The sequence below is a fragment of the Psychrobacter sp. Sarcosine-02u-2 genome, assembly GCF_002836335.1.
Classification (GTDB): domain Bacteria; phylum Pseudomonadota; class Gammaproteobacteria; order Pseudomonadales; family Moraxellaceae; genus Psychrobacter; species Psychrobacter faecalis.
In genome coordinates this window covers 1-26,287 of the sequence record NZ_PJBX01000177.1, presented here as the reverse complement: position 1 = coordinate 26,287, position 26,287 = coordinate 1, and the positions used below count along the sequence as shown (strand labels likewise).

Sequence of the window (26,287 nt, the reverse complement as noted above, 5' to 3'; positions counted from 1 at the left end):
TTAAGGCTACTTATTGTTGTAAGTTAAGTAAAGTCTTATTTTGACGACTTAGCACGTGTTATTGGAGCGTTTAACTCTACTTTTAGCTTTTTTGCACATTCAATAATTTTCTTACGATCGGCCGCTATAGCGCCATATTCAAGCGCGGTTTTACGCATTTGCACCGTGACGTCATAATGCGGATAGCTGGCGTATTGATGAAATAAGCGCTTATCTACTTCAATCAGTGCGGCAAAATCGTGCAACTCTTGCAAGGTATCAGCAAGGTATCAGCCAGCATATGGCACCATTTATAGCCTTTAAATTCTATTTGCATAAAATCCACGTAAATTGCCATATGCCTGCACTCCTCTATTTTTACTAAAAATTTATCACGCTCTAAACAGCACCTTCAAAAACAGCCATTAAAACAATTCACTTGTCTCTTTCTTGAGCTGTTTAAGCACCGTTTGATATTCGCTATCGCTGGTTGTAAGGGTACTTAAACGGCCATAGCGTAGCTTGCGATAGTGTTGTTGAATCTGCTCAATTTTTACTTGGACAACTTTTGAATCACCACTAGCAGTTAGCTTACTGGCATTATTATGCTTACTACTATTTTGACCACTGTCATCATCGATTGCGCTTGCCAAACGCGCAAGCCAAGCCAACTGCCCTTCACTCTCTGAACGCGCTAACGATTTATCCGCTTTAGCGATGCGTTTTGAGAGTTGGGCAAGCGGCAGGTCTGCTGGGTGCCAACGTTTGCGGCGACGCTGCCAGATAACAAACACAAGCATTGCCATAACGCTAATGGCACTTACTGCCAACCAAGTGATTTGCTGCATGATTGAGCGAATATTAAACCATTTCAGTAGCGAATCCGCTTGCTTATCTTGATCGTAACCAACGACGTCCTTTTGCCAATAGTAGCTCGCTTGGTCTGACAGACGGCGTAAGGTTTGCAGCATTTGATACTGCTGATAGCTGATTTGTGCCCCAGCGCCCTCGCCAAACATTGCTGCTCCTCGCGCCTGTGTCAACGCATCCATGCCTTGCTCGACGCGCTCAGGGGCGACAAAAGCTGTCGGATCGACACGTACCCAGCCTTGACCGTCAAGCCAGACTTCCGTCCAAGCATGCGCGTCCATCTGCCGCACTTCCCAAACGTTACCGTTACGACTAGGCTCTCCGCCTTGATAGCCGGCGACAACGCGAGCAGGAATACCAGCGGCGCGCAGCATAAAAGTAAAGCTAGAAGAATAATGCTCACAAAACCCCGCTCTGGTGTCAAATAAAAACTCGTCAATACGGTTGGTATTTAAACGTGGCGGTGATAGCGTATAGCGAAAGTTCGTTTGATTTATCCAGCGCTCGATTGCCTGTATATAGCGCACGGGATCCGAGCCAGACTGGGCAAATAACTGCTGCGCCAGTAGGCGTGCTTGCGGATTACCGCTACTTGGTAGTGCAAGATTGAGACGGCGCGACGCCTCAGACAGCACAGGGTCGATACGCATCGGCGCAAACTGCAAGACATCGTAGCGCAGCTGCTGGGTAACTGGCTGATCTTTTCGTAAGGTAAAATTTGAGGTAATACTGATATCTTGCTGCTGAGCAAAAGGATAATCAAGGCCAAATAGCCAGTTTTGCTGCGTTGGCTCTAAGATAATTTGATAACGATTCGGGGTAATTTTCACCTCATCAGGAACGGTCGCTAAGGCATTCGCTATCCAATTTGGCATTTGCGGCGCGGGTTGCCATTCTCGTTGCTGCGGACTGGGACGCCATGTGACCCCGTCAAAATTACTAAAAACCAAACCACGCCAATAAAGCTGCTGCTGTGGCGGGCGCTTAACTGCAAACTCTACCCGAAAAGCCAGCTCAGTCGACTGGCCCAAATTTGCAAAGTCGCCGGGCGACATACTGTCAGAGACACCTGTAGACGCTTGCTGACCTGAGAGCTGTACTGACCATAGCGGCGGCAAGCGCGGAAAGAATAAAAACAGCACGACCAACAGCGGCAATGCGCCAATACCCAGCACACCCAAAGTACGCAGGCGACCATCACCGCGAGTATTGCCATCATCGTTAAGCGCTATAAACGCCAACAATACAATGACCGCACCGATGATTACCTCTAGTGTTGTCACAATGCCTTGATCCAACAAAAACAGTGAAGCAAGGACAAACAAAGATAAATTGAGCACCACATAGGCATCACGGCGCTTGTACAATTCCCACAGCTTACTGATAAGGCACAGTACTAAAAATGCCACACCCATATCCAGACCAAACGCCGTGTTATAAGTCACCCATAAGCCCACAAGCCCAAGTAAGAAGCCAAGCATTTGCATGCTTTGATAAACGCGCTTTAGATGCGTCAGTTTTTTAAACTTAGCTTTAATACGCGGTAGTTGGGCAATGATACTGACCAGCGCAAAACCTATAAGCCATAACGGCAAGTGCGCGGCATGCGGTAAAATAACAATAACTTGCGCAATTAATACCCAATAATACGCTGGCAAGGCAAATAGCTTGCGAGTCCATTTAGCATCGCTAGCCTGCTCAGTGTGAGAAGTGATATGTTGACCCAAAGCCAATTGTGCAAAGTTCGCAGGATTTATCTCTGTCTCATTTGCAGAGTAATTTTGAAAGTTGGTCATGGTGCTTTTGCCAACCTTAACAAGCATGCTCGTGCAAATGCCTCACCTTCACCCATCGGTGCATGAGAGGATTGATCAAAACGCATGTCATTCGGTAAGCGTATATTAAATGGGACGCCAAGTTCACCCAATGTCAGCACCCCATACGCCATTTGCGCCAGTTTTTGTTCATGCTGCGCCGCTGGCATATCAGCATAGTCTAAGGTTTGCTCATGGCCAACAGGATCAGCGAAATGCTTGGTAAACATCCCTTCGCCGCGCGCCACGTGACCCCAAGAAACGCGGGCTAACGACTCGCCTTCGATATAATTATCAAGCCGGTCAAAGTCGTCTTGACCTTGGCGATATTGCCCGCCTATGGGCAAATCCTCCGGACTGGCAATGGCATATTGTGCCTGCCAGTCAAATACTTCAGGTTTTGGATAAACCCACGCGCTACGGGCGAAATAAACATACGACCATGCGCGCATAATCCCTAACGGATACACAGTTTTTATTTTTAATCTTGGTAATTCTAGCTGCCCACGACGATGTGTTTGCACCGGCAAACGAATGATTTGCTCGTCTTGTAGGCGCGTGACCAATACTGAGGGCTGACTATCAGCGTGAATCTCATGTTGGTTATCGTTGTTTTTATTGGCTTTTCTATCGACCTTTTTATGAGGCTTTTGCTCAGTTTGCGCAGAGACAATTTGCTCAAAGGTAAATAATAACTGCCGTCTTGGTCGGCGGCTGTCATTACGCAGCTGCAACGTGACCCAAACAGGCGCGCCGGCTTCTGCCATGGTGATATCAAGCAGACGGACTTGCAGACCCGAGATATGGGCGAAGGTTACATGAAAGCTAATGAGCCAGACGCTGATGAGATAAAAGCACAGCCCCAATACCAAGTTATTACCATAGTTGATACCAGCGATAAAGGTGATGATTAATAAAACGGCAAACAGCAACCCTTCACGGCTAAAAAAGATATAGACGTTACGCAAATTCAGCGTCGCACTATCACTTTTGGGCGCACGCGAGGCAAACCAACGGCTTAACACTGAGCGAGCTGGTACGGTTAAGGCTTTTGGCAATATGCTCATGACTACCCTATCCTTACCATAAAAGATGCAAACAATTAAACAACGTCAGCCACATCTGCCAAAATGCGTTGGGCGATGGTTTGTGTCGCTTGTCCTCCCGTCACATGCGCAGGCACGAAACGCTGGCCAAGTCGATGGTCAGTGACCGCCGCAAACACCGCTTGAATATCTTCAGGCGTCACCTCCATATGTCCCGATACATAAGCATATGCTTGCGCCGCACGCTGTAGTGATAGCACACCACGCGGTGATAAACCATGATAATCAAAGCTTGCACGCGTTTTTGCGACCAGTCTTTGCAGATAATCCAACACCACATCGGCGACATATATTTGCTTGACCCCTTGCTGCGCTAATAATACAGCCTGCGTATCAAGCACTGCGGGCAGCTTTTTTAATAGCTCACGACGATTTTGTCCCTTTAACAGCTCGCGCTCAGCGGCAGGCGATGGATAACCAAGCGACAAACACAATAAAAAACGATCTAGCTGCGATTCAGGCAGCGGATAGACGCCCGCTTGCTGCAATGGGTTTTGGGTGGCTATGACAAAAAATGGCTGCGGCAATAGATAGGTTTGCCCATCTTGTGTCACTTGCCGCTCCTCCATCGCTTCTAATAACGCGCTTTGTGTCTTAGGGCTAGAGCGATTGATCTCGTCGGCGAGTAACAGCTGCGTAAAGATAGGGCCGGGACGAAACTCGAATTGCTGCTGACTTTGATCAAAAATACTCATACCCAAGATATCTGCTGGCAGCATATCATTGGTAAATTGCACGCGGCTAAAGCTTAACCCGAGCAATTGCGCCAAGCCTTGCGCCAACGTCGTTTTACCCATACCTGGCAGATCTTGCAACAACAAGTGCCCGCCTGCCAAAATACCACTGAGCGCCAGTTTAACCACCTCGGGTTTATCTAGCACTATTTGATTTAATTGCGCCATTAGCTGAGCAATTTTTTGCTGATTATGGCGATAGTCATTGGTGGCTTGGTTCATTATCGATTCTTGGCTCATTTTTTAATGAAATAGGTTTAAAAAAGAACACCTCTCTGTTAGGTATTTCTCAATCGAGCGTTGCTGCTATTTTGTTTCATCAACTGTTGGTACCGGTGCCCGCAGCGTTGATAAATAGGCAATCACATCGGCACGCTCCTTACTATCTGGCATCGGATCTGACAGCATTTTTGAATCGGGCATGGCTTTTTCAGCATCAGCGATATAAGTATCAAGCGTCTTAGCATCCCATACCCAACCTGATGCCGCAAGCCCTTCGCTATAGGTATAATCCTCTAGCTCGGCGGCTTTTGCGCCATAAATATTCATCAGCTGCGGCCCTTTTTTATTGAGCCCAGGGTTAAGCTGATGACACTGACCGCATGCGTCTTGGTATATCAGCGCACCGTTATCGGCATCACCCTCAGTATAAAGCGGCAGCGTGACCGGATCTCGATAATCAGGCGGTGTTTTTTCACAAGCGGTGAACAATAGCATAGCGGCACATACAGCGCCTAATGAGTATTTTTTGATAATAGACATGGTGGAATAATCTTAAATTGAGGAGCAGAGGCTATGTATGCGCCTACCTTCACCATAATACAAGGTAAAAAGGATAAACAAACATAACGCTGCGTAGAAGTATATATCGTTGCTAACCGTTAAACAGGGCTAATGTAACATGAAGTTTATTTACCCAAATTTAGCTCTCGCTTGCCACTTTTATGGTATTACTAGGTGCTTCTAAATAATAACCCTGTAAGTAGCGTGCGCCTACGCTCCACGCGACTGACATGGTCGCCGCATCTTCAATATATGGCATCAAGACATCAACGCTAATTTCATTGGTACGCATGATGAGCGACTTAACCGTTTCTAAATTCTCTGGGTTATCAAGGCTATCGACATAATTTCGGGCTAAGCGCACCATATCAGGCTGCACAAAATTGGCCAGCTCAACCGATTTAGCAGACGAGCCAAAATTATTAATACCCAGCTGACAGTTTACTTAGTTAAGCGCCGTAAATTGAGATTTCGCCACGGTTAAATGGTCAGCAATGTCTTTTTCATTAAACTGCAAGGTTAGCGCGCCCGCTCTGCCGCCAACTGCATTGATGAGTTGACTAGCAACGCTCGGTAGTTTTTTATCTATCAACGACGCATTGGTCAGTTGTACCAGTAACCTTGCATCTGGATGGGATTTACGCACATCATTGATTTTTTTACAGGCATTAATCAGTATCCAGCGATCAATTTTTTCAAGGAGCTTGTGCGCTTTAGCCACCGCCATAAACTGGTCAGGGGTCAGTACGGTATTGTTTGCATCGGCTAATGGCAGGCGTAGATACACCTCAAAGAAATCACTGCGATCATGATTGATATCATATATGGGCTGGAAAGACAACTCAAAGCGATTATTAGCAATAGCATCGACTAAAGACTCAGCAAGGGCATGATCATCACTATTGGCATGTTCGCTAGCGTCATATAAATGGTATTTATCACCATGATTGGAGGTTTCAATCATAATTTGATTGATAGCATCCAGAGCCCGTTCGAGCAACACTTTTGGCTCAGGCGTATTTTTTTCTATTTTTACGATCGCAATACTTGCCGTCGTACTTGTCGTCCGTTTATCCACTTCAATTAGCATATCACTAATGGTCGAGCCAATTTTCTTAGCCAATTTCTCAAGCGCAGCGGTATTTTGATTTTCTACCAAGATAGTAAAAGCGGTATCGCTAAAGCGACTCACATGGCTGTTTCCCTCTATCTCATTTGTCATTAGCTCATCTATTGATGAGGGCGACATAATAAGAACAGACTCATAATACGCAGTGATGGCGGTTCAATAGAATCTAGCAGGTCATTATTAGCAATCCTTGCTATATCTTTTATCGCTTTAGGGTCATAGTCTTTTTCGAGGGTATCATTTGTCTCTCTGCTTTTTATTGATGCCTCAGGGCCAAAAAATGAATGAACGTTTTTGCACGCCATATGCTCAGCCGTTGCTACTGGCTCTTTTGGTTTGGGCAATAGTCGCAAGGTACGAAAAACGGACAAATCGTCGTTATTGACAGCGCCACCATTAAATCTACCGTCAAATGTCTCTACCGCTAACCCTTTATCGGTGGCATGTTTTTTTGGCAAGGTATCGTAGCGGGGTTGCTGATAATCTGGTAACGCTTTGGCGACAATCAAACTTGATAAGCTTTGCTGGTTACTGACGCGGTAATGAATGTCATTGAATCCTGTGATGACGTGAGCCTCTTGTTTGGCACTTTGCTTGATGGGTAGTGTCAAGCGAGGCTGGATATAGCGATAGCTTAATGTCATGGCAACCGTGTTAAGCAAGCAATATTCAGCGCCTTCTCGACCATCCTTGATAAGTTTGTCCTTACGCGATTTCAAATAAGCGACCAGCGGTGCTAACTCGATAAATACACAATCATGATGGGCATCATAAGGATTAATCGCACAATGGGCGGTCAAATACGTCGGTGCGCTGTCACTATTTAAATTGACGAACACCTTTGTCTCCGTCTGCAGCTCTACCGTTATAATAAGGTGTTCACTCCACTCTAAGAGCAAACGCTGTACCATCAAGATATTGGCTCGGCGCATGGCACGCACGTTTAACAAGCTATGCAAACATAACTGAGCATATAGCTGATGGATAGTATCCGCACAGTGGGTGGTGATATAAGCACTGACATCAATATCAACTGTCCGCTGTTGGCAAGCCATATAGTAGAGCTGATTGATGTTAGACCATAAAGACGCTGTAGGCTTTTGGTAGCAAAGCGCTTCTTCAAACAGCAACTTTTGATACATCAACAGCGTCTGATAGGTCGCAATGGCCAAGGTAATTGACGAAGATTTGTCATTGGTAAAATAGCGCTGCCACAGATGGGTAGATGGTGATGGTTGATTATCTGCTAAAAAAGCAGTCTCTCGCTTTATAACACCGTCGTAACCCATAATCATTAAATAGTACAGCGATTTCACATGTGCTACATAGTCCAGCTGATAAGCGTTAAAAGCCTGCGTTTCATAGATATAATGCTGGCGCAGCAGCGCAATCAGCTGATTGGCCGCATCCAATACAATATTAAATAGCGTTAGGCGCTGGCGATCCTCTATATTTGCCGTACGCAGCTCTGTGAGCACTTGTTCTAACTGCTCTATTTGCTGCATCTCTGCCTGCAGAGGCAACAGCGCCGCCCATTTGCGTAAATGCTGCTCATCGCTATTAAACGATTTAGGCAATGGTTGCGATAAGGGCGCATCCGCTGTTAAATACTGCTGAAATGTCGATAAATTTACCATTACTATCCTTAGTAATTGCGTAGATTACCAATAGAAGTCGACCGCTATCTCTAGAGTTTACTTTTATAGACGACGACACTTAAGCACAAACCACTCGGGCACAAACTATTTATGCACAAACTATTTAGGCATAGACTTCAAATTGACTGCTCAGTGACCGCTCTATGAGTTTGACTCAAATTGCTTTAACAGTGCCTATGTATGAAAATTTTTAAACTTATCACTAAAAACAACTGTAATAATCACTTAACCGTTATTTGTTTACTAAAATTTAGATGTATTATATTGCCTATTTTAAGATTCATTGTAAATATCAATCGGTACTTTAAAGGGTTTATTAGGCAGTTCGCGCACCAACTTTGGCACTAAATAACCAGGCAAAGCGGCGAGTAACGCCCAGTACAGCTGAATAGCTGCGCGCTCGTCACTATCAAAATGGGCAGCACCAGCTACCTTATCCAATACGTATAGATAATAAGGCAGGACGCCAGCAGCAAACAAGCGCTGACTCAATGCCGTTTGCACCGTCACGCTATCATTAATACCCTTTAACAGTACCGCTTGGTTTAATAAAGTGACGCCCGCTGCGCGCGCACGCTGCAAATACTCAGCGGTCAGCGCATCAATCTCATTGGCATGATTACAATGAATCACCATCACTATTTGGCAGCGACTTTGCGACAGTCTTTCTAATAGCGCCTCATCTAAACGCGCTGGAATGACCAATGGCAAACGGGTATGCAGCCTGATGGTGGTCAGTTGCGGAATCGCCTCTAAGGTATCGAGCCAAGCAAATAAGCGTCTGTTGGTAACATTTAACGGGTCACCGCCGCTTAAAATCACCTCGTTAATCTCAGAATGGGCGCTAATATAATTGATAATATGCTCTTTGGCATCGGCGGTTGGCATATTGGCGCTATAGTCAAAATGCTGACGAAAACAGTAACGACAATGGATGGCGCAAGCACCGGTAATGGTTAATAAGACTCTTGATTGGTATTTATGCAGTAAACCTTTCACCGGATTGTGCGTATTCTCGCTTAAAGGGTCTGCCACATAACCGGTCACAGCAATTTGTTCTTGTTTATTGGGCAATACTTGTTTAAGCAAAGGGTCATCAACGTCACCAACCGTCATTTTTGCCACAAAACCGCGCGGCACACGCAGCATAAAATGCTCAGGTATATAGACCTCTGAGCGCAATGATTCAAGCTTTAGTAGCTCAAGCAACTCATCAATAGAGGTTATCGCTTCGGATAATTGCGTTTGCCAGTTTTTTTGTGTGATTAAATGGTTTATCATGACAACCTTATACCTGTGCCCAAAAGCCGCTATTATACGCTCTTAGTACGTCTGCTATCAAAGCATACGAATTATTCATAAACCTCGAGCGTCATAGACAGCTTTAGCACAGCAAGGCGCAAACCCCACATCCAATTATTGATGACAATACTTACAACCCTTAGGAGTCTTCCGTGGCAAGTTTTTCTACTAACGAATTTAAAGCTGGTCTCAAAGTCATGCTCGATGGCAACCCGTATGCCATTCTTGAGAATGAGTTTGTCAAACCGGGTAAGGGGCAAGCCTTTAACCGTGTCAAAATGCGCAACTTACGCAGTGGTCGCGTGCTCGAGCAGACGTTTAAATCAGGCGATAGCTTGGAAGCGGCGGATGTTATCGATACAGAAATGAACTATCTTTATAACGATGGTGAGTTTTGGCACTTTATGCACCCTGAGAGTTTTGAGCAATTACAAGCCGACAAAACCGCGGTTGGTGATGCGCTAAAATGGCTAAAAGAAAACAGTAACGCGCTTTGCACCATCACCCTATTCAATGGTGTGCCGTTATCTATAACGCCGCCTAACTTTGTTGAACTGCAAATTACTGAAACCGATCCTGGTGTGCGCGGAGATACGTCAGGTGGTGGCGGCAAACCTGCAACTCTAGAGACAGGTGCTGTGGTACGTGTGCCGTTATTTGTCCAGCAAGGTGAAGTGGTTCGTGTTGACACCCGTACCGGTGATTATCAAACGCGCGTTAACTAAGCGTTTTCATTCGGTTTAAAAAAAGCTTAACCGCTATTAGTGGTTAAGCTTTTTTAATGTCAAATGCTTTTTAGATGAGAAAAATATTCTTCCATTATTCTTCCATTATTCTTCCATTATTCTTCCATCGATTGCTTATACATCAGCCAGTATTGCACCAAGGCATTAAGCTGCTCTTGTTTAAAGGGTTTGGTACAATAATCCTGCATACCGACATCAAGATATTTTTTACGCTCACCATCCATCGCATTGGCGGTCAAGGCAATGATAGGCGGCAGCATTTGCGGGTCATAAAGCTCATACAGCTTAATAGTCGCTTGTACGCCATCCATAATCGGCATGTGATGGTCCATCAAAATAACATCATACTGCTCTGGATTTAACGCAAAAACCTCTATGGCTTGTTGCCCATCCGTGACGTGAGTGACCGTATGACCGCTATTATTGAGCGCTTTTTTAGCAATCATGGCATTGACGCTATCATCTTCGACCAGCAATATATGACCAATAAGCTCATTACTTGGTTCTGTCATACCAAAGTCGTTTGAGCCTTGCCAGTTCTCGTAATGTGCTTCATCAATAATAGGTAACGGCAGTAATACGGTAAAAGTCGTACCAATACCGACGGCACTATCTACTTCGATATAGCCGCCCATCAGCTCTACCAAAGATTTACAAACTGACAGACCTAGACCTGTTCCACCATAAAGGCGATGAGTCGATTTATTGGCTTGATCATAAGTATCAAATATCGCCTCTAGCGATTCTGGCTTGATACCGACACCAGTATCTGTAACCTCAATACAGAGCGTCATGTCTTGATGATTAACCGAACCTCTATCATCAGTATTATAATGAGAAGCTTGCTCTACTTGTAGCTCATGACTGCATATAGACTTATGATTACCGTATTTATCCTCACAAGGGTTGTTTTCCATGTGTTTAACGTCAATGGACACCCGTCCGCCTTCACGGGTGAATTTGATCGCGTTATTGACCAAATTTACCATGATTTGCTTAAGCCGTACCGGATCACCTTTGATATAAGGCGATAATGCCTCGGTATAATGATAATCTAACGTCAAACTGCGTTGACGAGCTTTGACCGCAAATAAACTCACCACTTCGTTACAAAGGCTCGATATATTCATCGGTATTGAATCGATGGTCATTTTGCCCGACTCAACCTTTGATAAATCTAAAATACCGTTAATAATCGCCAATAAGTGCTCGTTTGAGACTTTAATATTATCGACGTACTCTTGTTGCTCAGCGCTCAGCTTAGTCTCAGCGAGCATCTCAACCATACCAATGATGCCATTCATCGGCGTACGTATTTCGTGGCTCATGTTGGCCAGAAACTCTGACTTCATCTCATTAGCATGCTTGGCATGGCGCTGCTGGTCTTGAAGCTTCAAAGCATCGGCAGCCATCGCAGCGAACTGCGCCAATATATCTGCGTCCTTATCGGTAAAATCGTGGTGCGCTTGCCTATCCATCAAACATAAAGAACCCAAACGATAGGTCTTACCATCTTCGTGCATAATAATCGGCGCGCCAGCATAAAAACGCAAATATGGCGCTTCTGTCACCAACGGGTTTTGACTAAAACGACTGTCTTCTGTCAAATCTGGCAGTACCAAAACCTCATCCGACAGGACAGTATAATTACAAATAGCCACTTTGCGCGACGTTGTACAAATGCCATCGAGCCCAAGCAGCGATTTTAAATACTGGGTTTCCTCATCCATAAAGGTAATGGCTACGACTGGCATATTAAAAAACAATTTCGCAAGCTCGGTTAAACGCGCAAAAGCTGGTTCCTCATTATTGTTGAGTACCTGATATTTTCTGAGCTTACTAATACGCTCAGCGTCTTCCGCAGCGACAGGATAACGATAACCGATTTCTGACGAGTTAGATGTAGACAAAATGGACTCCGTTAATTCAGGTCAGACGCTTGACTTAACCGCCGCCTGTTTGAGCAGTAATTGTAATGCTTCGCTAACCATCAGCATCGCGACCACTGAGGTGACGACGACCGCCGAACCATAGCCACCGCAGTGTAAACCGCCTGTTTGACAGCTTTTATCAACACGTGGCGGCTCTGTCGAATAGACACATTTGATGCCAAATTTTTCTTTTAGCGCACTATTGATGCCTTTTTCGTGGCGCAGCTTATTGCGTAGCTTTGCCAACAGCGGATCTTGATAACTGTCCCGTAAGTCGCTTATACGAATCTGGCTTGGGTCTATCTTACCACCTGCTCCGCCTGCACACACCAATTTTAGTTTGTTAAAGCGGCAGTGCAGTACAATAGCAAGCTTAGCATTCATATCATCGATACAGTCTAAAATAACAATCGGATTTTTTTGCATAGCCATTTTTGCTTGCTCGCGCGTGGGCAATAATGCTGCGACATTTTCAGGTGTTAAAAAATCATCTATCAGATTTATTTTAACTTTCGGATTAATCTCACGGATACGTGTTGCCATTGCCGCGATTTTACTTTGCCCAAAAGTACTGTCTAACGCTGGCAGCTGACGATTGACATTTGACGCCACCAATATATCCAAGTCAATCAACGTAATCGTACCAACGGCGGTGCGCGCCAGCGCCTCTGCCGCCCAAGAACCCACTCCGCCAACGCCAATAACGTAAACATGCGCTGCGGCAAAAGTATCGACAGCAGAGGCACCGTAAAGGGTTTGCGTGCCTTTAAAACGGCGTTCATACTGCGCTGACGATTCATCAATCACATCGACGCTATTAGCAGCAAGTTGTTGCTCGCTGCGCGCAGTGACCTCTTTATTAACTAAAGTATCTGTTTGATTTATAGTTTGCTGCAATTGTGTCTCTTCGGTCATAACAAATTAAAGCTCGATTAAAAGGTTGTTTATTATTAATAAGTATTTTGGACTACTTTTAAGCTGGATAACGCCAATCGGTACGTAAAGCACTGCAACTGTTGTGCCACAATTGCTCAGCAAGCGTCTCAGTTGGCACCGCAAGTAATTCACTTAAACTGCCTAATACATAAGGTAAGTTGGCTGGGACATTTCTATTATGAGCGGGCGCATCGCCCCATTCATCATCTGGGCTTTGCCCAAGCGCTGACTGATTACCGCTCGAAACTTGGCACATTATCGGCGTCATATCTGGGCAATCCGTCTCGATGACCAAACACTCAATACCATAAGTATCGACCGCTGCTTGAATCGCACGGCGCAGCTTTTTGGCATTTGGATTGGTCACCTGACCGGTCACACCAAGTTTAAAGCCCAGTTTTACAAAGGCTTTTGCTTCTTGTTCACCGCCACTAAAACTATGGGCAATGCCGCCAAGCTCATGAGCATCATAGTCATGCGCCTTTAACAACGCCAATGCTTCAGCATGCGCTTTACGAATATGTAGCATCACAGGTAACTGGTGGCTCACCGCCATATCCAATTGCGCTTTAAAAAAACGCGCTTGCTTTGCGACCATATCAGGTTGTTTCATCTCATCCGTAAAGGTATCAAAGCCGATTTCACCAATGGCTAAAGGACGTTTGTCATTTAACATCTGCGCCATATTTTCTAAATGCTCATCGGTATGTTGGTCGATATAAAAAGGATGCAAACCTAGGGCGATATGCGCATTGAAAGGTTTCTCTTTTTGCTTAAATGCCTGTTCTGAAACAGAGAATTCTGAAATAGCGTGCGACTGTTTATTAATAAATTCTTTAGTTACGTATAAACGGTCAAAGTGTCTGTGTAAATAACCGACCAATACCAAATGGCGCACGCCTCGCTGATACGCTTTTTGTATTTGCTCCTCTCTGTCGACATCAAACACAGGAGCGTCAAAATGGGTATGAGTATCAATGAGAGGGAAAATAGTAGGCAATTTCTCATTAGCGTTAAATGAGGCGTCAATCGCAGTCATCAATAGACTCCAAATTTAATAATTTTCATTATTTTCCTTAAATATAGACGTTTATTTCAAATTAGATAATTTGTTAGCTGCTTTTTCATCAGGCCCTTTAGCATCTTTATTATGATTTGATAATTGGCTATCGGCCTTTTTACTACTACGCCGCGGAATCAGTAATAGAGCCATGGCGACTGCACTTAAGGCTAAACATTTCTTTTTCTTTTCATTATCAAGATTGCTCATTAGTGCCGCCTATAGGTTCTAGCTACTTTTAAGATTCTAGCTATTTTTCACTTATTAACTTAAAAATTACTAACTTAAACCAGTCTACTTAAATGACAGTTATTTAAATAATTATCTTAAAAAATTGCTTATAAAAGCAATATGTTATTAGAGACACTACAATTATACGCCGCTTGAAGACGCCCTATGTTTATCTGTGTTATGAATACGCAAGCTAATGTACGGCAGCGCTATCATGCCGTACATTTACTGATGAGGTGGGCTTTACTTTAATCAAGAAGTTAGCGCCTACGTTATCCATTCGCAAGCGCTCTATATTAGAATTTAGCGTTTTAAAGGATACGTGGTGATACCACTAGTACTAGGTGTATCTACTTTAGTAAACCCTTGCGAAGTTGGCTTTGGCGTTTGGTCACGCTTAGGCACCAGTGGATTGAGGGGCATCAATTCATAGTCTGCGCTGACATTGCCATTCCAGCCTTCTGTACCACTAAGTGGCAGCTGTTTAATGGTACCGTTTTTATCGATAACCAGTTGCAGGACGCGCATCTGATTGTATTTGCGCTCAGTCACACTAGCGACAGCGCCGCCGTCACGTAAGATGGTCGGCTGTAAAAAAATAATTAAGTTACTCTTTTGCGTGCTGTCATTATCAGAGCGGAACAGCCGTCCGATGACGGGTACACTGCCCAAACCGGGAACTTTTTGTTGGCGAGTGGTGGTGTTATCGCGCATTAAACCGCCCAAAGCAATGGTCTGCTGATCATCGGCTAGGATGGTGGTGTTAATCAAGCTTTTATTGGTAATAAGACCGCTGGCATTGGCGGCGCTGCCGGGCACTACGGATGAGACCTCTTGCGAGACCTCTAGACGTACGGTGCCATTATCACCAATATGAGGAATGACATTTAGATTGATACCAATATCCTGGCGGTCAATGGTCTGAAAAGGATTGGTCGATGAGTCACTGCCGGTGGTATAAGAGCCGGTGACAAAAGGTACGTTTTGACCGACTAAAATACTGGCCTTTTCATTATCCAAGGTTAAAATTGATGGCATCGACAGCAGATTGGCGCTGGTCGACGAATCAAGCGCTTGTAAGATTGCACCATAAAACTGAGTGTTACCTTGGCTGTCTTTTTTACTATCGCCGATACCAATTAACGCTCCAGCAATAGAGCCCGCTGCTGCACTAATATTTGCGCCACCTGATAACGCGGCGGCGGCAAGCGAGACGGCACTCGCGCCAACATTATTAAAGTTCACCACGCCATAGCCACTATTGGCATTACCCAGGGCCCACTGCACGCCAAGTTGGGTAGCGTCATCGCCTGAAACCTCAACAATCGCCGCTTGAATCAAAACCTGGGCACGGCGGCTATCGAGCTGAGCGACGGCATCTTCAATCTCAAACATCAGCTCGGGCGCGGCATTGACGATAACAGCATTTTGCGTTTCATCCGCGATAATGCTAAAAGGTCGCCCGCCAATACCATTACCTGTGCCACCTGAACTTGCCGTAGATAACGCTGCTCCCGTAGCACCAGTATTGGTATTTGCAGCACTGTTGGTAAGCGCATTAGTATTATTGTTAAGGGCCGAGCCTGTACTACTGGCGCCGTTTAGCGAAGCTGACTCTAAGGTTGAAGCCGCACCAGCGCTATTAATAGACTGACTGGAAAGCAAGCCGCGCAGCATCTCTGCAATGTGACCGGCACTGGCATATTTTAAGCGAAAGACGCGCAGACCACTTAAACGTCTCGAAGGCGTAGTGTCTAATTGATTGACCATTTCTTGAACTTTGGCAATCATCTCCGGACTGCCTTTGACGAGCAGCCTATCGCTAGAGGTATCGGCAATGACTTTTAGCTGATTACTGCCACCTTGCGCTTGCCCGCTACCCGCGCTTGCCACCAAGGCGCTAATCAACTCCATCATACGCTCAGCGTCGACGTGACGCAGCGGTATGACTTGCAAACTGTCATTGACGTTGCTGTCTAAATCGCGGATAAGTGACGTGAGCTGATTAAGACTATCAGCACGGTCAGACAATACTAGCGCATTAACGCCCGGTACCGCTGCTGCATGGGCGGACTGCGGCATCAAGGGCCGAATGACACCAAGCACTTCTGCCGCTTGGGTATTGGTCAAATAAATCACCCGTGTCGCTAAGGCTTCACCGACACTGTCCCCGCGTAAGTCCACCGCCACGCCAGATTGTTTGGCGACGTTATCTGGTACCAGCTTAATGGTCGTACCCGAATCGATAGCGGCAATACCATTGACCTGCATGACACTTAAAAACAGCTGAAAAATCTCGTCACGCGATAGCGCTTTATTAGAGATGACGGTGACGTTACCGTTGATACGCGGATCAAGGACAAAGTTTTGATTGGTAATGGTCGCCACTTCATTAATAAATGCTTTGATATCGGCATCTTGCAGATTAACTTTCCAGCTTTCTGCACTAACAAGCCCTGTACTCGCTGCCCATAGCGGAACGGCTAAACATAGCGGCCGACACAAACGCATCAAACGCTGCAAGATATGGTACAAAGGCGTGACCGAAAAATTTTGAGAACTGACCATATTGATAATTACCTACAGTGATGACGCGGATATACTGATTTTCGTGCTTGCTGAATAAAACTTTTGCTAAATATAATATGAACCAAATGTATTAACCGATGAACTTTTTAACTAAAACTGCTGGCGAATGGTGATAACTTGATCGCCGCGCTGTACTTCTATTTGCGCTTCGCCAGATTGTTTGACTTGCTGCAGTATACTGGCATCTTGGCCGGGATTGCTGCCAACGCTTTGACCATTAACAGTTAGTACCTTATCGCCCGGCTCTAGCCCTAAACGGTTACGCAGTTTGGCTGGCATGGCGGCGGTGACCTGATAGCTTTCTCCAGATGCCATCACTCCCATCCGACTTAAATAACTGGCTGGGTTTGACTGTAATTCGGTAACGGCTTCATCAATTGGCGACTGCGGCGCGCTTTGATCGGTTGCCTGACCATTTTCTTGGCCATTTTGCTCAGTTTCAGGATTGCCTTGCTCGGACATTGGCGCATTAGACAGGTTTGGCAACATACTATTATCAGGCAAACGCTGATTGCCCACCGCACCCGCCAGCATGGCACTTTGATCAAGCGGCATGGCTTCTGGCATTCTGATGACGACTTCTTTATCGTAAGCATCGGCGATAATGACTTCATTCCAATCGACGGCGACCAGCGTATAGTCACTGTCTTTTAAAGTGTCACCGATACGGTAATTTTTTACTTCGCCATTGACGTCCAGCATCGCCGAAGACAGACTCTCTGGTATGGCGATAAGTACACCTTTTAACAAAACATTGGGCGGCGGTTGTACGGGCGCAGCGATAGGATCAGGGTCCGCAAAAATGGCAAATAAACCACTATGATCTGTACTGGTGTTCGCTGTACTCTGTAAAGGAGCAAGCGGTAAGGTAGGCGCTAATGGCGCAGCTAGCAGCAACCAGAGTAAACGCGCAGCACTCCAGCATAGCCAAATAATCGCTAATAGCAATAGTGCTGCGGCAAAGCGATTGAGGGTATTAATAACAGGTTTTAAACGGCTAGATACATCGGCAACATTCATCATCTAGCGCGCCCCTAAGCCACTAAGCAATGGCTGGCGCACACTGACCACAGGCGTGTCTTGCGGAGCTTGCCCTTTATATTCTGGCATATTTTCTAGTAAACGCTGGGTTAAGCTCACATCTAGCATATTATCGCCATCGATATACAAATCGCCCAAGCGCTTATCTTGATTGTTGATAAGATTGACATGCAGCAGATTTTTATTATTTTTTTGCTCGGCACTGAGCTCAGCTCGCAGCGCAGGCATGGTGAGATAAAAAACCTTACCACCGCTAGGATAACCGACTTCGCCACCAACCCACGTTAACTGACCACTGGCCTCACTAAAACCGGCGGCGTTTCTATCTGAATTGCCTGCTTCAGAATTTTTAGCAGATTGACGTTTTAATGAAACGTTATTGACCTGAATGGGGGTATTAGGCAGCTGCCAATCGACCACATTTGATAAAGTTTCAGGGGCAATCTTACCGCTCATGTTTTGAATTTGCCATGAGCTGGTGCCTACTTTCACCTGACCATTTAAGCGGGTCTGCTCTGAGCTGATATCGACCTCTGCGCCTAATTTGCCTAATAGTAGATGCCATGGCTGCCACGACCACTCAGCAGCACCGGTAAGCGGTGTTGCTGACACAGGTAGCTGCCAAATCGCTGAGCCCTGCCATAAATTGCCAGACACATGTTGTACATACGGCGTATCAGGGGCATATTTTTCAAGCAGCCACGCGGCAGGCATTTGCAACACGGCAAATAGCGCAAATAATATAAAGCCAAGTAGCCACCAGAGCTTGCGGGGACGCTTGTGAGACGACGTGGAAACGTGAGGCACGGTTAGCTAACTCTTATAGAAGACAAAAACGTCATTATCATAGCAAACAATGGCGTACAGATGACAGAAAAAAAGCCAGTATCTTTGCACCAAAATAGTGGCGATAAAGAGACTGGCTTTTATCTAGCAACTTATTTTATAAAACCATCATAATTAATAATACATGAAAGCAGAATAGAATAAGCCTTTAACCAAGAGTTTTTAAATGGCTAAATGGCAAAATCCTCAAGCTTGCGACCTGACGCTAGTGCATCTACCAACCAAGTCGGTTTGCGTCCGCGTCCAGTCCAAGTTTCTTCATTATTATCGGTATTGCGATATTTAATGCTGCGTTTTTTCTCCAGCTTCTCGCCCGCTTGTAGAATTTCTTCGATGCTGGCATCGCTTTCTTCAGCGATTTTTTCAAACTGCATATAGGCGTCATATAAACGCTGATGCTGTTTTTCTTCAATCAATTGCTGCGCATTTTCAGTAATCGCACGTAGCTCATCAACGTTTAAACTATTTAAATCTATGACGTTATTTTTGTTCATCGTAAACTCCACTTTTATATTAAGGTTATAACCGAGTTGGATTTTTACTAAAAACTTATGCGTAATAAAAATCGTAAGTAGCAGTAATATAAACAAAAATATAAACCGCTACAAGTATTGATTGATATTTAATAATAAATATCAGCAAGCAAATAATTATTTTTGAGAAAATAAACTTTTATATTAAATAGAATTTATCATATAAAAAAAAGAGCCTCTAAAAGTAAGCTCTTTTCTCTGATTCATTCAACATTATTAGATTACGTATCCTAAAAAGGAATATCATCATCTACCGGACCGTCAGGCATTGCCGTCGGTTTTGTTTGGGCAGGTTTATTAAATTGGTTCTGCTGTGCAGGCGCATTTTGATTATTAAAGCTGTTTTGGTTGCTACCCTGAGCGCCGCCTTGGTTATAACCGCCTTGTTGGTTATTTCCCTGTTGGCCATAGTTATTTTGGCCACCTTGGTTTTGGTTCTGACCAGCAAAACCGCCGCCCTGATTGCCATAGCCGCCTTGGTTCTGATATTGATTCGAGCCTTGAGCGCCACCAAAGCCGCCGCCATCATTACTACCGCCAGTCGCACCATCAAGCATTTGCATTTGCTCAGCACGAATCTCGGTAATATAACGGTCTTGGCCGTTAGGATCTTGGTATTTACGCGTACGCAAGCTACCTTCGATATAAACCTTACTGCCTTTACGCAAATATTGTGCTGCGATTTCACCTAGACGGTTAAACAATGAAATGCGATGCCATTCCGTCGCTTCTCTTTTTTCACCGCTTTGCTTGTCAGTCCACTGCTCTGAGGTGGCAACCGAAATGTTGGTCACGCTACCGCCATTACTGAATTGGCGAGCCTCGGGGTCTGCTCCAAGGTTACCGATGATGATAACTTTATTAACTCCGCGCATAATATCGTCCTTTTACTTATAAATAATTTGTTTGCCAGCTTTAATCGAGTATTTAATATAGAGTATGAATACTAGCAGTAATATGACTTCACTTTAACCATTTTTCTGTTAAATATCTAGGGGGCTTTGCGCTAAATGCGACAGCTCTTGTCGTGCAGAATCTGTCAATTGCGTTTTATCCAATTTTAAATAAGCGACCTGCTCTTTTGCCATCACGACCAGCTCATCAACGCCGTCTACCGCCAGCATTTGCCGTGACCAGTCTTGGATATTAATATCTTTGGGAATGGTCACCGTGGTGCTTGATAAATACGGTGGATCAGCAATCGGAATAATCAGCAGCAATGCCGCGCCCATAATGACAGCCAATACGCCCCACGCCAGTAAATTCGGCTGGGTTAACAATAAACCGCCCATCGCCCCGCCAACAAAAGCACCAAAGAACTGACTCGATGAGTTTAGCCCCATCGCCGTTGCTTTATTGGCAACGGGCGCACGCTTCGATATCCATGAGGGAATGGTCGCTTCGAGTAAATTAAAGCCCATAAAGTACAGCAACAAGCCTAGAATAATACCAACCCCGACCTGACTACCAAGTGCTAATAATGCCAGAGCCGCGGTCATCAAGGCAATCGCTGCCAAAAATACTTGGCGCATTTTGCGTTTCTTTTCAGCAATAATAATAAAGGGTATCGCTACGGCAAAACCAATAAATAATAACGGCAAATAAACCAAACCCTGCTGACGTACCGATAAACCAAGTACCTCACTAAGCTGATGCGGTAAGATAACGAAGATAGCCGTCATGGTTAAATGCAGGGCAAAAATACCGATATGTAAACGGTTTAAATCGCCAATTTTTAGCACATCAGCCAATTGCTGACCAATCGACTTGTTATCGAGGTTGTGCTTAAGCACGCGTAGCGGCGTCGGTACGAACAATAATAGCAACATTGCTAAAACAGCGAAACCAGCGGTGAGCCAAAACAGCCCTGAGATGCCTAGCGAGCCGACCAATAAAGGCCCGAAGGCAAAGGCCAGCATAATAGAGGTAGCAATAGTCAAACCCATGGTCGCCATCGCTTTGGTGCGCATCTCTTCACGCGTCACATCAGCAAGTAGTGCCATCAATACCGCCGATACCGCGCCACTGCCTGCCAGCGCGCGCCCAATAATAACCTCGTAAATATCAGTGGCATTGGCAGCGATGATGCCGCCAATAGCAAATAATATAAGCCCCAAAAAGATAATCGGCTTACGCGGAAATTTATCCGCGGCAAGGCTCATTGGTATTTGAAATAACGCTTGCCCGAGCCCATAAATACCGACCGCCAAACCAATCAGAAACGGCGTTGCGTGCGCATAATTATCACCATACACCGAAAACACGGGCACAATCATAAACAGGCCAATCATCCGTAAGGCGAAGATACCACCGACCCCAATAATTGCCCGTTTTTCTACGCTATTCATACTTGCCTCACTGGTTCATCATTGCTGGTTTATCACTGCGGCTTGCTGGTATTATCACGCCTTTATCAAGGCGTTAGCCTACAAATTAAGCCCACTAGTATAAGTCATTCGCCGTTTGCTTGCCGAAACTTTTATCTTACTGCTGCAGCCGCACGGTTGGCCTTTACTTGCGCTTTTTATGGAGGCGATAATTTTGTTACCAAGTGCATCTAATGGCTCATTACACCTTGAATAATGCCGCTGCCATGACAATAAAGTAAGACGTTGACAAGATACTTGCCTTGACCGTAGGGCTGTTCTTAGACTGATTTTAATGATACAGATATATAGCAAGTATATAGTTAAGTCTTTATAAAATCGATACAGCCCATATCATGAAACAGTTTAGGTAGATTATTCTCCATCCATCCTTGGCGTAGAAACTTAGCCTGTGCCCATTTTTTCTCGATAGGGTTTAGATCAGGGCTGTATCGATTTTATAAAGACTTAACTATATTAACTTTTAAAGCAGCCAAGCTTTTAAGAAATACGATATTTAAAATAATAAAATCTAAAGTAGCATGACATAAACAACCAATACTTAAACAAGCAGTACTTACAACTAACAATATTCAAAACAGACATTTTTTCGCAAACCATGCGGAAAAACAAAGCTGGATTCAATCTATAACAAAGCACTTATGTTAGTTAACAAACATTTCATTTAGATTATTTTATTGATTTTAAGGTTAAGACTTAAGTTAGCTTTGAACGTTACGCTTATATAAACCTTTATCACTGGCGCTTTATAAAAACTATTAGTTTGTAAAGAACCATTTTATAACTGTTGTTTTATTAAGAAAATTCCGTGATAACGGCAGACTTTTATAAAGCCATAGCAACTTAACAACCAAATATGCTTTTAACAGCCCTTTCATTAACTATATTTAACGTTTAGATTTTATATACCATTAGCAAATAGGAAACCTATCAACGATGGCACATGACCATATTGCAATACGCGGCGCACGTACGCACAATCTAAAAAACATCGATTTAGACATTCCACGCGATAAATTCGTGGTAATTACCGGTTTATCAGGTTCTGGTAAGTCATCCTTGGCGTTTGATACGCTTTATGCCGAAGGCCAGCGCCGTTATGTCGAAAGCTTATCGGCGTATGCGCGTCAGTTCCTCTCACAGATGGAAAAGCCAGAAGTTGATAGTATCGAAGGCCTGTCGCCAGCGATTGCTATCGAGCAAAAATCGACCAACCATAACCCGCGCTCGACCGTTGGGACGATTACCGAGATTTATGATTACTTGCGTCTGCTTTATGCGCGTATCGGGACGCCTTATTGCCCTGAGCATGGCGAGCCAATGGTTGCACAGTCGGTGACTGAAATGGTCGATCAAGTCATGGCGCTGCCAGAAGATACCAAGATCATGATACTTGCGCCGGTGATTCGTGAGCGTAAAGGCGAGCATACAGTGCTACTTGAGCAATTAATTGGGCAAGGTTTTGTCCGCGTACGCGTCGACGGTGATGTTTATGATACCGATGAGCTACCAACGCTCGATAAAAAGAAAAAGCATACCATCGAAGTGGTCGTTGACCGCTTTAAAGTCCGTGATGATTTGGGTAACCGCGTTGCTGAAAGTTTAGAGACCGCCCTACGCTTAGGTCAAGGTCTAGTCACGCTGCACTTTATGGATGGCAATCCAAAAGAAGGCGGTGACGAAAATCAAGTCATGTCAGCCAAGCATTCTTGCCCTGTTTGTGATCGCGCGGTTTCTGAGCTTGAGCCGCGGATGTTTAGTTTTAATAACCCTTATGGTGCTTGCCCAAGTTGTGACGGTCTCGGTAAACGTCAGTATTTCTCTGCAGAAAAGCTGATTACCCATCATGAAAAATCGCTCAATCAAGGGGCGATTAATGGCTGGGATAAGCGGCACGCCTATTACTTTGGTTTGCTATCGACCGTTTGTCATCATTTTAAAATCGACATGGATACGCCATGGCAAAACCTGCCAAAAGCGCAGCAAGATATCATCATGCATGGCTCGGGTAAAGAGAAACTGACCTTTAATTTTACTGATGAGCGCGGACGTAAAACCAATAAAACTGTGCCGTTTGAAGGCGTACTGCCGTATTTAGAGCGTCGTTATGCCAAAACCCAAAGCAACCTAGTACGTGACGAGTTGGCGAAATATTTGGCGGATACTACTTGTAACGTCTGTGATGGCGCGCGCCTGAATGAGATCTCACGCAACGTCCGCGTAGACGATCAAACCATTGCTCAAATCGTCAAGCTGTCTATCGGTGATGCTGCTGACTATTATAAAACGCTCAAGATTGGCGGTCATAAAGGTGAAGTTGCGGAAAAAATCTTTAAAGAAATTAATGAACGTCTTAACTTCCTTGTCAGTGTCGGGCTTGATTATTTGACCCTTGCCCGCTCTGCTGAAACGCTATCAGGCGGTGAAGCGCAGCGTATTCGTCTTGCCAGCCAAATCGGTGCGGGTCTGATGGGCGTCATGTATGTGCTCGATGAGCCATCAATCGGCCTGCATCAACGCGATAATGATCGCTTGCTTAAAACCCTCACGCGTTTACGCGATTTGGGCAATACGGTACTGGTCGTCGAGCACGATGAAGATGCCATTCGCCAAGCCGATCACGTGATTGATATCGGTGTCGGCGCGGGCGTTCATGGCGGTCATATCATTGCGCAAGGGTCGGTTGATGACATTATGGCAACCAAGGGCTCGCTCACAGGGCAGTATATGTCCGGTGAGAAACGAATCGAGATTCCAAGTATTCGTCATAAAGCCAAAACCATCGAAGTTGAAGCAAAAGGTAAAGCCAAACCTAAACAAGTACCGATGTCGATTGAGCTAAAAGGCGCAACAGGCAACAACTTAAAAAATGTCGATTTGAGCTTGCCGATTGGCATTATGACTTGTATTACAGGCGTTTCTGGTTCTGGTAAATCGACCTTGATTAACCGCACCTTAATGCCTATCGCTGCCACCCAGTTAAACAATGCGTCAACGCTTATCGCTGATAAGCATGACAGCATTAGCGGTCTTGAGCATTTGGATAAAATGGTTGATATCGATCAAAGCCCGATTGGTCGTACGCCGCGCTCAAACCCTGCAACCTATACCGGTGTATTTACGCCAGTGCGTGAGATGTTTGCCCAAACCCAAGAAGCGCGCGCGCGTGGTTATAAAGCCGGACGCTTTAGCTTTAACGTCAAAGGCGGTCGCTGTGAGATGTGTCAAGGCGATGGCCTTATCAAAGTTGAGATGCATTTCTTACCTGATATGTATGTGCCCTGCGATACCTGTCATGGTAAACGCTATAACCGCGAGACGCTAGAGATTCACTATAAAGGTAAAAACATTGCTGACGTGCTTGATATGACAGTTGAAGATGCGACTGAATTCTTCTCAGCGATTCCAGCGATTCATCGTCGCCTGCAAGCGCTGATGGACGTTGGTCTGAGCTATATCCGTTTGGGTCAATCAGCGCCAACGCTATCAGGCGGTGAAGCGCAACGCGTCAAACTAGCGCGTGAGCTTGCCAAACGTGATACCGGACAGACGCTGTATATATTGGATGAGCCAACCACTGGTCTGCATTTCCATGATATCGATAAGCTGCTGCATATCCTCCACACCCTTCGCGATAAAGGTAATACCATCGTGGTCATCGAGCACAATCTCGACGTCATCAAAACGGCCGATTGGGTGATTGACCTTGGCCCTGAAGGCGGTAAAGGTGGCGGCATGATTATCGCGGAAGGCACGCCTGAGGAAGTAGCGGAAGTGAAAGGCTCATATACTGGTGAGTTCTTGAAACCAATGCTTAAGCAAAAGATGAAAGAAGTGAGTTAATAGAACTTAGGTAATAATTGATGAAAAGGCTACTCTTTAGGGAGTGGCCTTTTTTGTTGCCTAGAATCTAGTTATGATGGCTTAATCTTACTTTTTGCTTTTTTCACTGCTAATATTTTTATAAAGTAAATTTTTTAGAGTAAACTAAAGCTAAATTTTAGCAAAAAATTTAAAAGAGTATCTATGGATTGGCTAACAGAAATAATAAAACAATTGCAAACTTCACATGCATTTGTTAGTGCAGTTTTTGTAGTATGCATATCTATATTATTAGGACACTCATTTATACCTAGCATAATCCCTCAGGTTCCAGATGAATGGAAACTTCCACTAATTGGAGGTCTTTTATTCTCTGGCACACTATTATTATTTCTGATAATTCCATATATCTGGAAATACTTCTCTAAAAGTATTAATAATAAAACTCAAGAAGTAAGAGCTTTAAGCCTATCAGATCATGAACGATCTTTTCTATACAACTTGGCTGTAATGATAGAAGATAGCAGAGAAGACTTTTTAAATTTAGGTAGTTTAGACTATAGTATTATGAATGCTTCTAAACTTGAGCTTCAAGAAATCGTAACAGATCTATCAAATAAAGGACTTATTGATATTAACCCCAGTTCGGGATAAGCCACATTGTAACTCATTGATACTATTTACAATGTGGCTACCTGTCCCTGCTGAGGCATGTTTTTGATGGTGGGTTTATAGAGAAACCAGCAATAAGCAATCAAACCTGACAGCAAGTTTGTGATAAACCCCGTGA

At 44.7% G+C, this 26,287-nt stretch carries 19 protein-coding genes and 3 pseudogenes; 3 read left to right on the top strand and 19 right to left on the bottom strand.

The features are described 5' to 3' along the window. Positions 1-35: 35 nt before the first annotated feature. The 8 genes and pseudogenes from CXF58_RS12055 to epmB all read right to left on the bottom strand — a co-directional run bounded on the left by CXF58_RS12055 (position 36) and on the right by epmB (position 9,354). Positions 36-337: pseudogene (locus CXF58_RS12055) on the bottom strand (DUF4031 domain-containing protein). 67 nt (positions 338-404) lie between these two features. Further along, positions 405-2,645: a transglutaminase TgpA family protein gene (locus CXF58_RS12050; RefSeq protein WP_102077622.1), complete on the bottom strand. Its 2,241-nt coding sequence runs from the start codon at positions 2,643-2,645 to the stop codon at positions 405-407. Further along, positions 2,642-3,730 carry a hypothetical protein gene (locus CXF58_RS12045; RefSeq protein WP_068403880.1) on the bottom strand — a complete coding sequence of 363 codons (1,089 nt, stop codon included), beginning with the start codon at positions 3,728-3,730 and terminating at the stop codon, positions 2,642-2,644. The genes CXF58_RS12050 and CXF58_RS12045 overlap by 4 nt, the downstream gene beginning before the upstream one ends. 35 nt (positions 3,731-3,765) lie before the next feature. Further along, positions 3,766-4,725 (bottom strand): AAA family ATPase, encoded by a 960-nt coding sequence (locus CXF58_RS12040; protein WP_226928936.1) that lies wholly within the window; start codon positions 4,723-4,725, stop codon positions 3,766-3,768. 84 nt (positions 4,726-4,809) lie between these two features. Further along, on the bottom strand, positions 4,810-5,265 hold the full coding sequence (locus CXF58_RS12035) for a c-type cytochrome (protein WP_068403883.1): 456 nt from the start codon (positions 5,263-5,265) through the stop codon (positions 4,810-4,812). Positions 5,266-5,425: 160 nt separating this feature from the next. Next, positions 5,426-6,250 (bottom strand): annotated as a pseudogene (locus CXF58_RS12030) (EAL domain-containing protein). A 266-nt stretch (positions 6,251-6,516) separates the two neighbouring features. Then, a complete protein-coding gene (locus tag CXF58_RS12025) occupies positions 6,517-8,052 on the bottom strand; it encodes a hypothetical protein (protein WP_102077620.1) in 1,536 nt (511 codons plus the stop codon). A gap of 294 nt (positions 8,053-8,346) precedes the next feature. Next, a complete protein-coding gene (gene epmB / locus CXF58_RS12020; RefSeq protein ID WP_102077619.1) occupies positions 8,347-9,354 on the bottom strand; it encodes an EF-P beta-lysylation protein EpmB in 1,008 nt (335 codons plus the stop codon). A gap of 173 nt (positions 9,355-9,527) precedes the next feature. On the opposite strand from epmB, the gene efp reads away from it, so the two are divergent. Next, positions 9,528-10,100: an elongation factor P gene (gene efp / locus CXF58_RS12015; protein WP_102077618.1), complete on the top strand. Its 573-nt coding sequence runs from the start codon at positions 9,528-9,530 to the stop codon at positions 10,098-10,100. A gap of 116 nt (positions 10,101-10,216) precedes the next feature. Here the strand turns inward: efp and CXF58_RS12010 are convergent, their stop codons facing one another. The 10 genes from CXF58_RS12010 to CXF58_RS11965 form a co-directional block, all read right to left on the bottom strand. Continuing rightward, the gene (locus CXF58_RS12010) at positions 10,217-12,031 is read right to left on the bottom strand and encodes a GAF domain-containing hybrid sensor histidine kinase/response regulator (RefSeq protein ID WP_228706604.1); all 1,815 of its coding nucleotides are present in this window, start codon (positions 12,029-12,031) and stop codon (positions 10,217-10,219) included. 21 nt (positions 12,032-12,052) lie between these two features. After that, entirely contained in the window at positions 12,053-12,859 is an 807-nt protein-coding gene (locus tag CXF58_RS12005) for a tRNA threonylcarbamoyladenosine dehydratase (protein WP_416375582.1), read from the bottom strand. A gap of 166 nt (positions 12,860-13,025) precedes the next feature. After that, entirely contained in the window at positions 13,026-14,027 is a 1,002-nt protein-coding gene (locus tag CXF58_RS12000) for a TatD family hydrolase (protein WP_180952585.1), read from the bottom strand. A gap of 51 nt (positions 14,028-14,078) precedes the next feature. Continuing rightward, positions 14,079-14,258, bottom strand: a complete 180-nt coding sequence (locus tag CXF58_RS11995; protein ID WP_102077615.1) for a hypothetical protein — start codon at positions 14,256-14,258, stop codon at positions 14,079-14,081. 324 nt (positions 14,259-14,582) lie between these two features. Beyond that, positions 14,583-16,847 carry a type II secretion system secretin GspD gene (gene gspD / locus CXF58_RS11990; protein WP_102077614.1) on the bottom strand — a complete coding sequence of 755 codons (2,265 nt, stop codon included), beginning with the start codon at positions 16,845-16,847 and terminating at the stop codon, positions 14,583-14,585. A gap of 111 nt (positions 16,848-16,958) precedes the next feature. Then, positions 16,959-17,891 (bottom strand): type II secretion system protein N, encoded by a 933-nt coding sequence (locus tag CXF58_RS11985; protein WP_227678611.1) that lies wholly within the window; start codon positions 17,889-17,891, stop codon positions 16,959-16,961. Beyond that, positions 17,892-18,716, bottom strand: coding sequence for a type II secretion system protein N (gene gspN / locus CXF58_RS11980; RefSeq protein WP_068403900.1), 825 nt, complete (start codon positions 18,714-18,716; stop codon positions 17,892-17,894). Between the two features lie 209 nt (positions 18,717-18,925). Beyond that, entirely contained in the window at positions 18,926-19,249 is a 324-nt protein-coding gene (locus tag CXF58_RS11975) for an H-NS histone family protein (RefSeq protein WP_068403902.1), read from the bottom strand. A gap of 269 nt (positions 19,250-19,518) precedes the next feature. After that, positions 19,519-20,163, bottom strand: a complete 645-nt coding sequence (gene ssb, locus CXF58_RS11970) for a single-stranded DNA-binding protein (protein ID WP_102077613.1) — start codon at positions 20,161-20,163, stop codon at positions 19,519-19,521. A gap of 108 nt (positions 20,164-20,271) precedes the next feature. Continuing rightward, a complete protein-coding gene (locus tag CXF58_RS11965) occupies positions 20,272-21,636 on the bottom strand; it encodes an MFS transporter (RefSeq protein ID WP_102077612.1) in 1,365 nt (454 codons plus the stop codon). A 975-nt stretch (positions 21,637-22,611) separates the two neighbouring features. On the opposite strand from CXF58_RS11965, the gene uvrA reads away from it, so the two are divergent. Both uvrA and CXF58_RS11950 read left to right on the top strand, forming a co-directional pair. Continuing rightward, positions 22,612-25,518 carry an excinuclease ABC subunit UvrA gene (gene uvrA, locus CXF58_RS11955; protein ID WP_102077611.1) on the top strand — a complete coding sequence of 969 codons (2,907 nt, stop codon included), beginning with the start codon at positions 22,612-22,614 and terminating at the stop codon, positions 25,516-25,518. A 183-nt stretch (positions 25,519-25,701) separates the two neighbouring features. Beyond that, on the top strand, positions 25,702-26,151 hold the full coding sequence (locus CXF58_RS11950) for a hypothetical protein (RefSeq protein WP_102077610.1): 450 nt from the start codon (positions 25,702-25,704) through the stop codon (positions 26,149-26,151). Positions 26,152-26,177: 26 nt separating this feature from the next. Here the strand turns inward: CXF58_RS11950 and CXF58_RS11945 are convergent. Then, positions 26,178-26,287 (bottom strand): annotated as a pseudogene (locus CXF58_RS11945) (IS982 family transposase); the annotation flags it as partial.

Excerpts from the sequence above, each read along its gene's own strand:
- CXF58_RS12050 (WP_102077622.1), bottom strand. The coding sequence starts at position 2,645 with ATGACCAACTTTCAAAATTACTCTGCAAATGAGACAGAGATAAATCCT.
- CXF58_RS12045 (WP_068403880.1), bottom strand. The coding sequence starts at position 3,730 with ATGAGCATATTGCCAAAAGCCTTAACCGTACCAGCTCGCTCAGTGTTA.
- CXF58_RS12040 (WP_226928936.1), bottom strand. The coding sequence starts at position 4,725 with ATGAACCAAGCCACCAATGACTATCGCCATAATCAGCAAAAAATTGCT.
- CXF58_RS12035 (WP_068403883.1), bottom strand. The coding sequence starts at position 5,265 with ATGTCTATTATCAAAAAATACTCATTAGGCGCTGTATGTGCCGCTATG.
- CXF58_RS12025 (WP_102077620.1), bottom strand. The coding sequence starts at position 8,052 with ATGGTAAATTTATCGACATTTCAGCAGTATTTAACAGCGGATGCGCCC.
- epmB (WP_102077619.1), bottom strand. The coding sequence starts at position 9,354 with ATGATAAACCATTTAATCACACAAAAAAACTGGCAAACGCAATTATCC.
- CXF58_RS12000 (WP_180952585.1), bottom strand. The coding sequence starts at position 14,027 with ATGACTGCGATTGACGCCTCATTTAACGCTAATGAGAAATTGCCTACT.
- CXF58_RS11995 (WP_102077615.1), bottom strand. The coding sequence starts at position 14,258 with ATGAGCAATCTTGATAATGAAAAGAAAAAGAAATGTTTAGCCTTAAGT.
- gspD (WP_102077614.1), bottom strand. The coding sequence starts at position 16,847 with ATGGTCAGTTCTCAAAATTTTTCGGTCACGCCTTTGTACCATATCTTG.
- CXF58_RS11985 (WP_227678611.1), bottom strand. The coding sequence starts at position 17,891 with ATGATGAATGTTGCCGATGTATCTAGCCGTTTAAAACCTGTTATTAAT.
- CXF58_RS11975 (WP_068403902.1), bottom strand. The coding sequence starts at position 19,249 with ATGAACAAAAATAACGTCATAGATTTAAATAGTTTAAACGTTGATGAG.
- ssb (WP_102077613.1), bottom strand. The coding sequence starts at position 20,163 with ATGCGCGGAGTTAATAAAGTTATCATCATCGGTAACCTTGGAGCAGAC.
- CXF58_RS11965 (WP_102077612.1), bottom strand. The coding sequence starts at position 21,636 with ATGAATAGCGTAGAAAAACGGGCAATTATTGGGGTCGGTGGTATCTTC.
- uvrA (WP_102077611.1), top strand. The coding sequence starts at position 22,612 with ATGGCACATGACCATATTGCAATACGCGGCGCACGTACGCACAATCTA.
- CXF58_RS11950 (WP_102077610.1), top strand. The coding sequence starts at position 25,702 with ATGGATTGGCTAACAGAAATAATAAAACAATTGCAAACTTCACATGCA.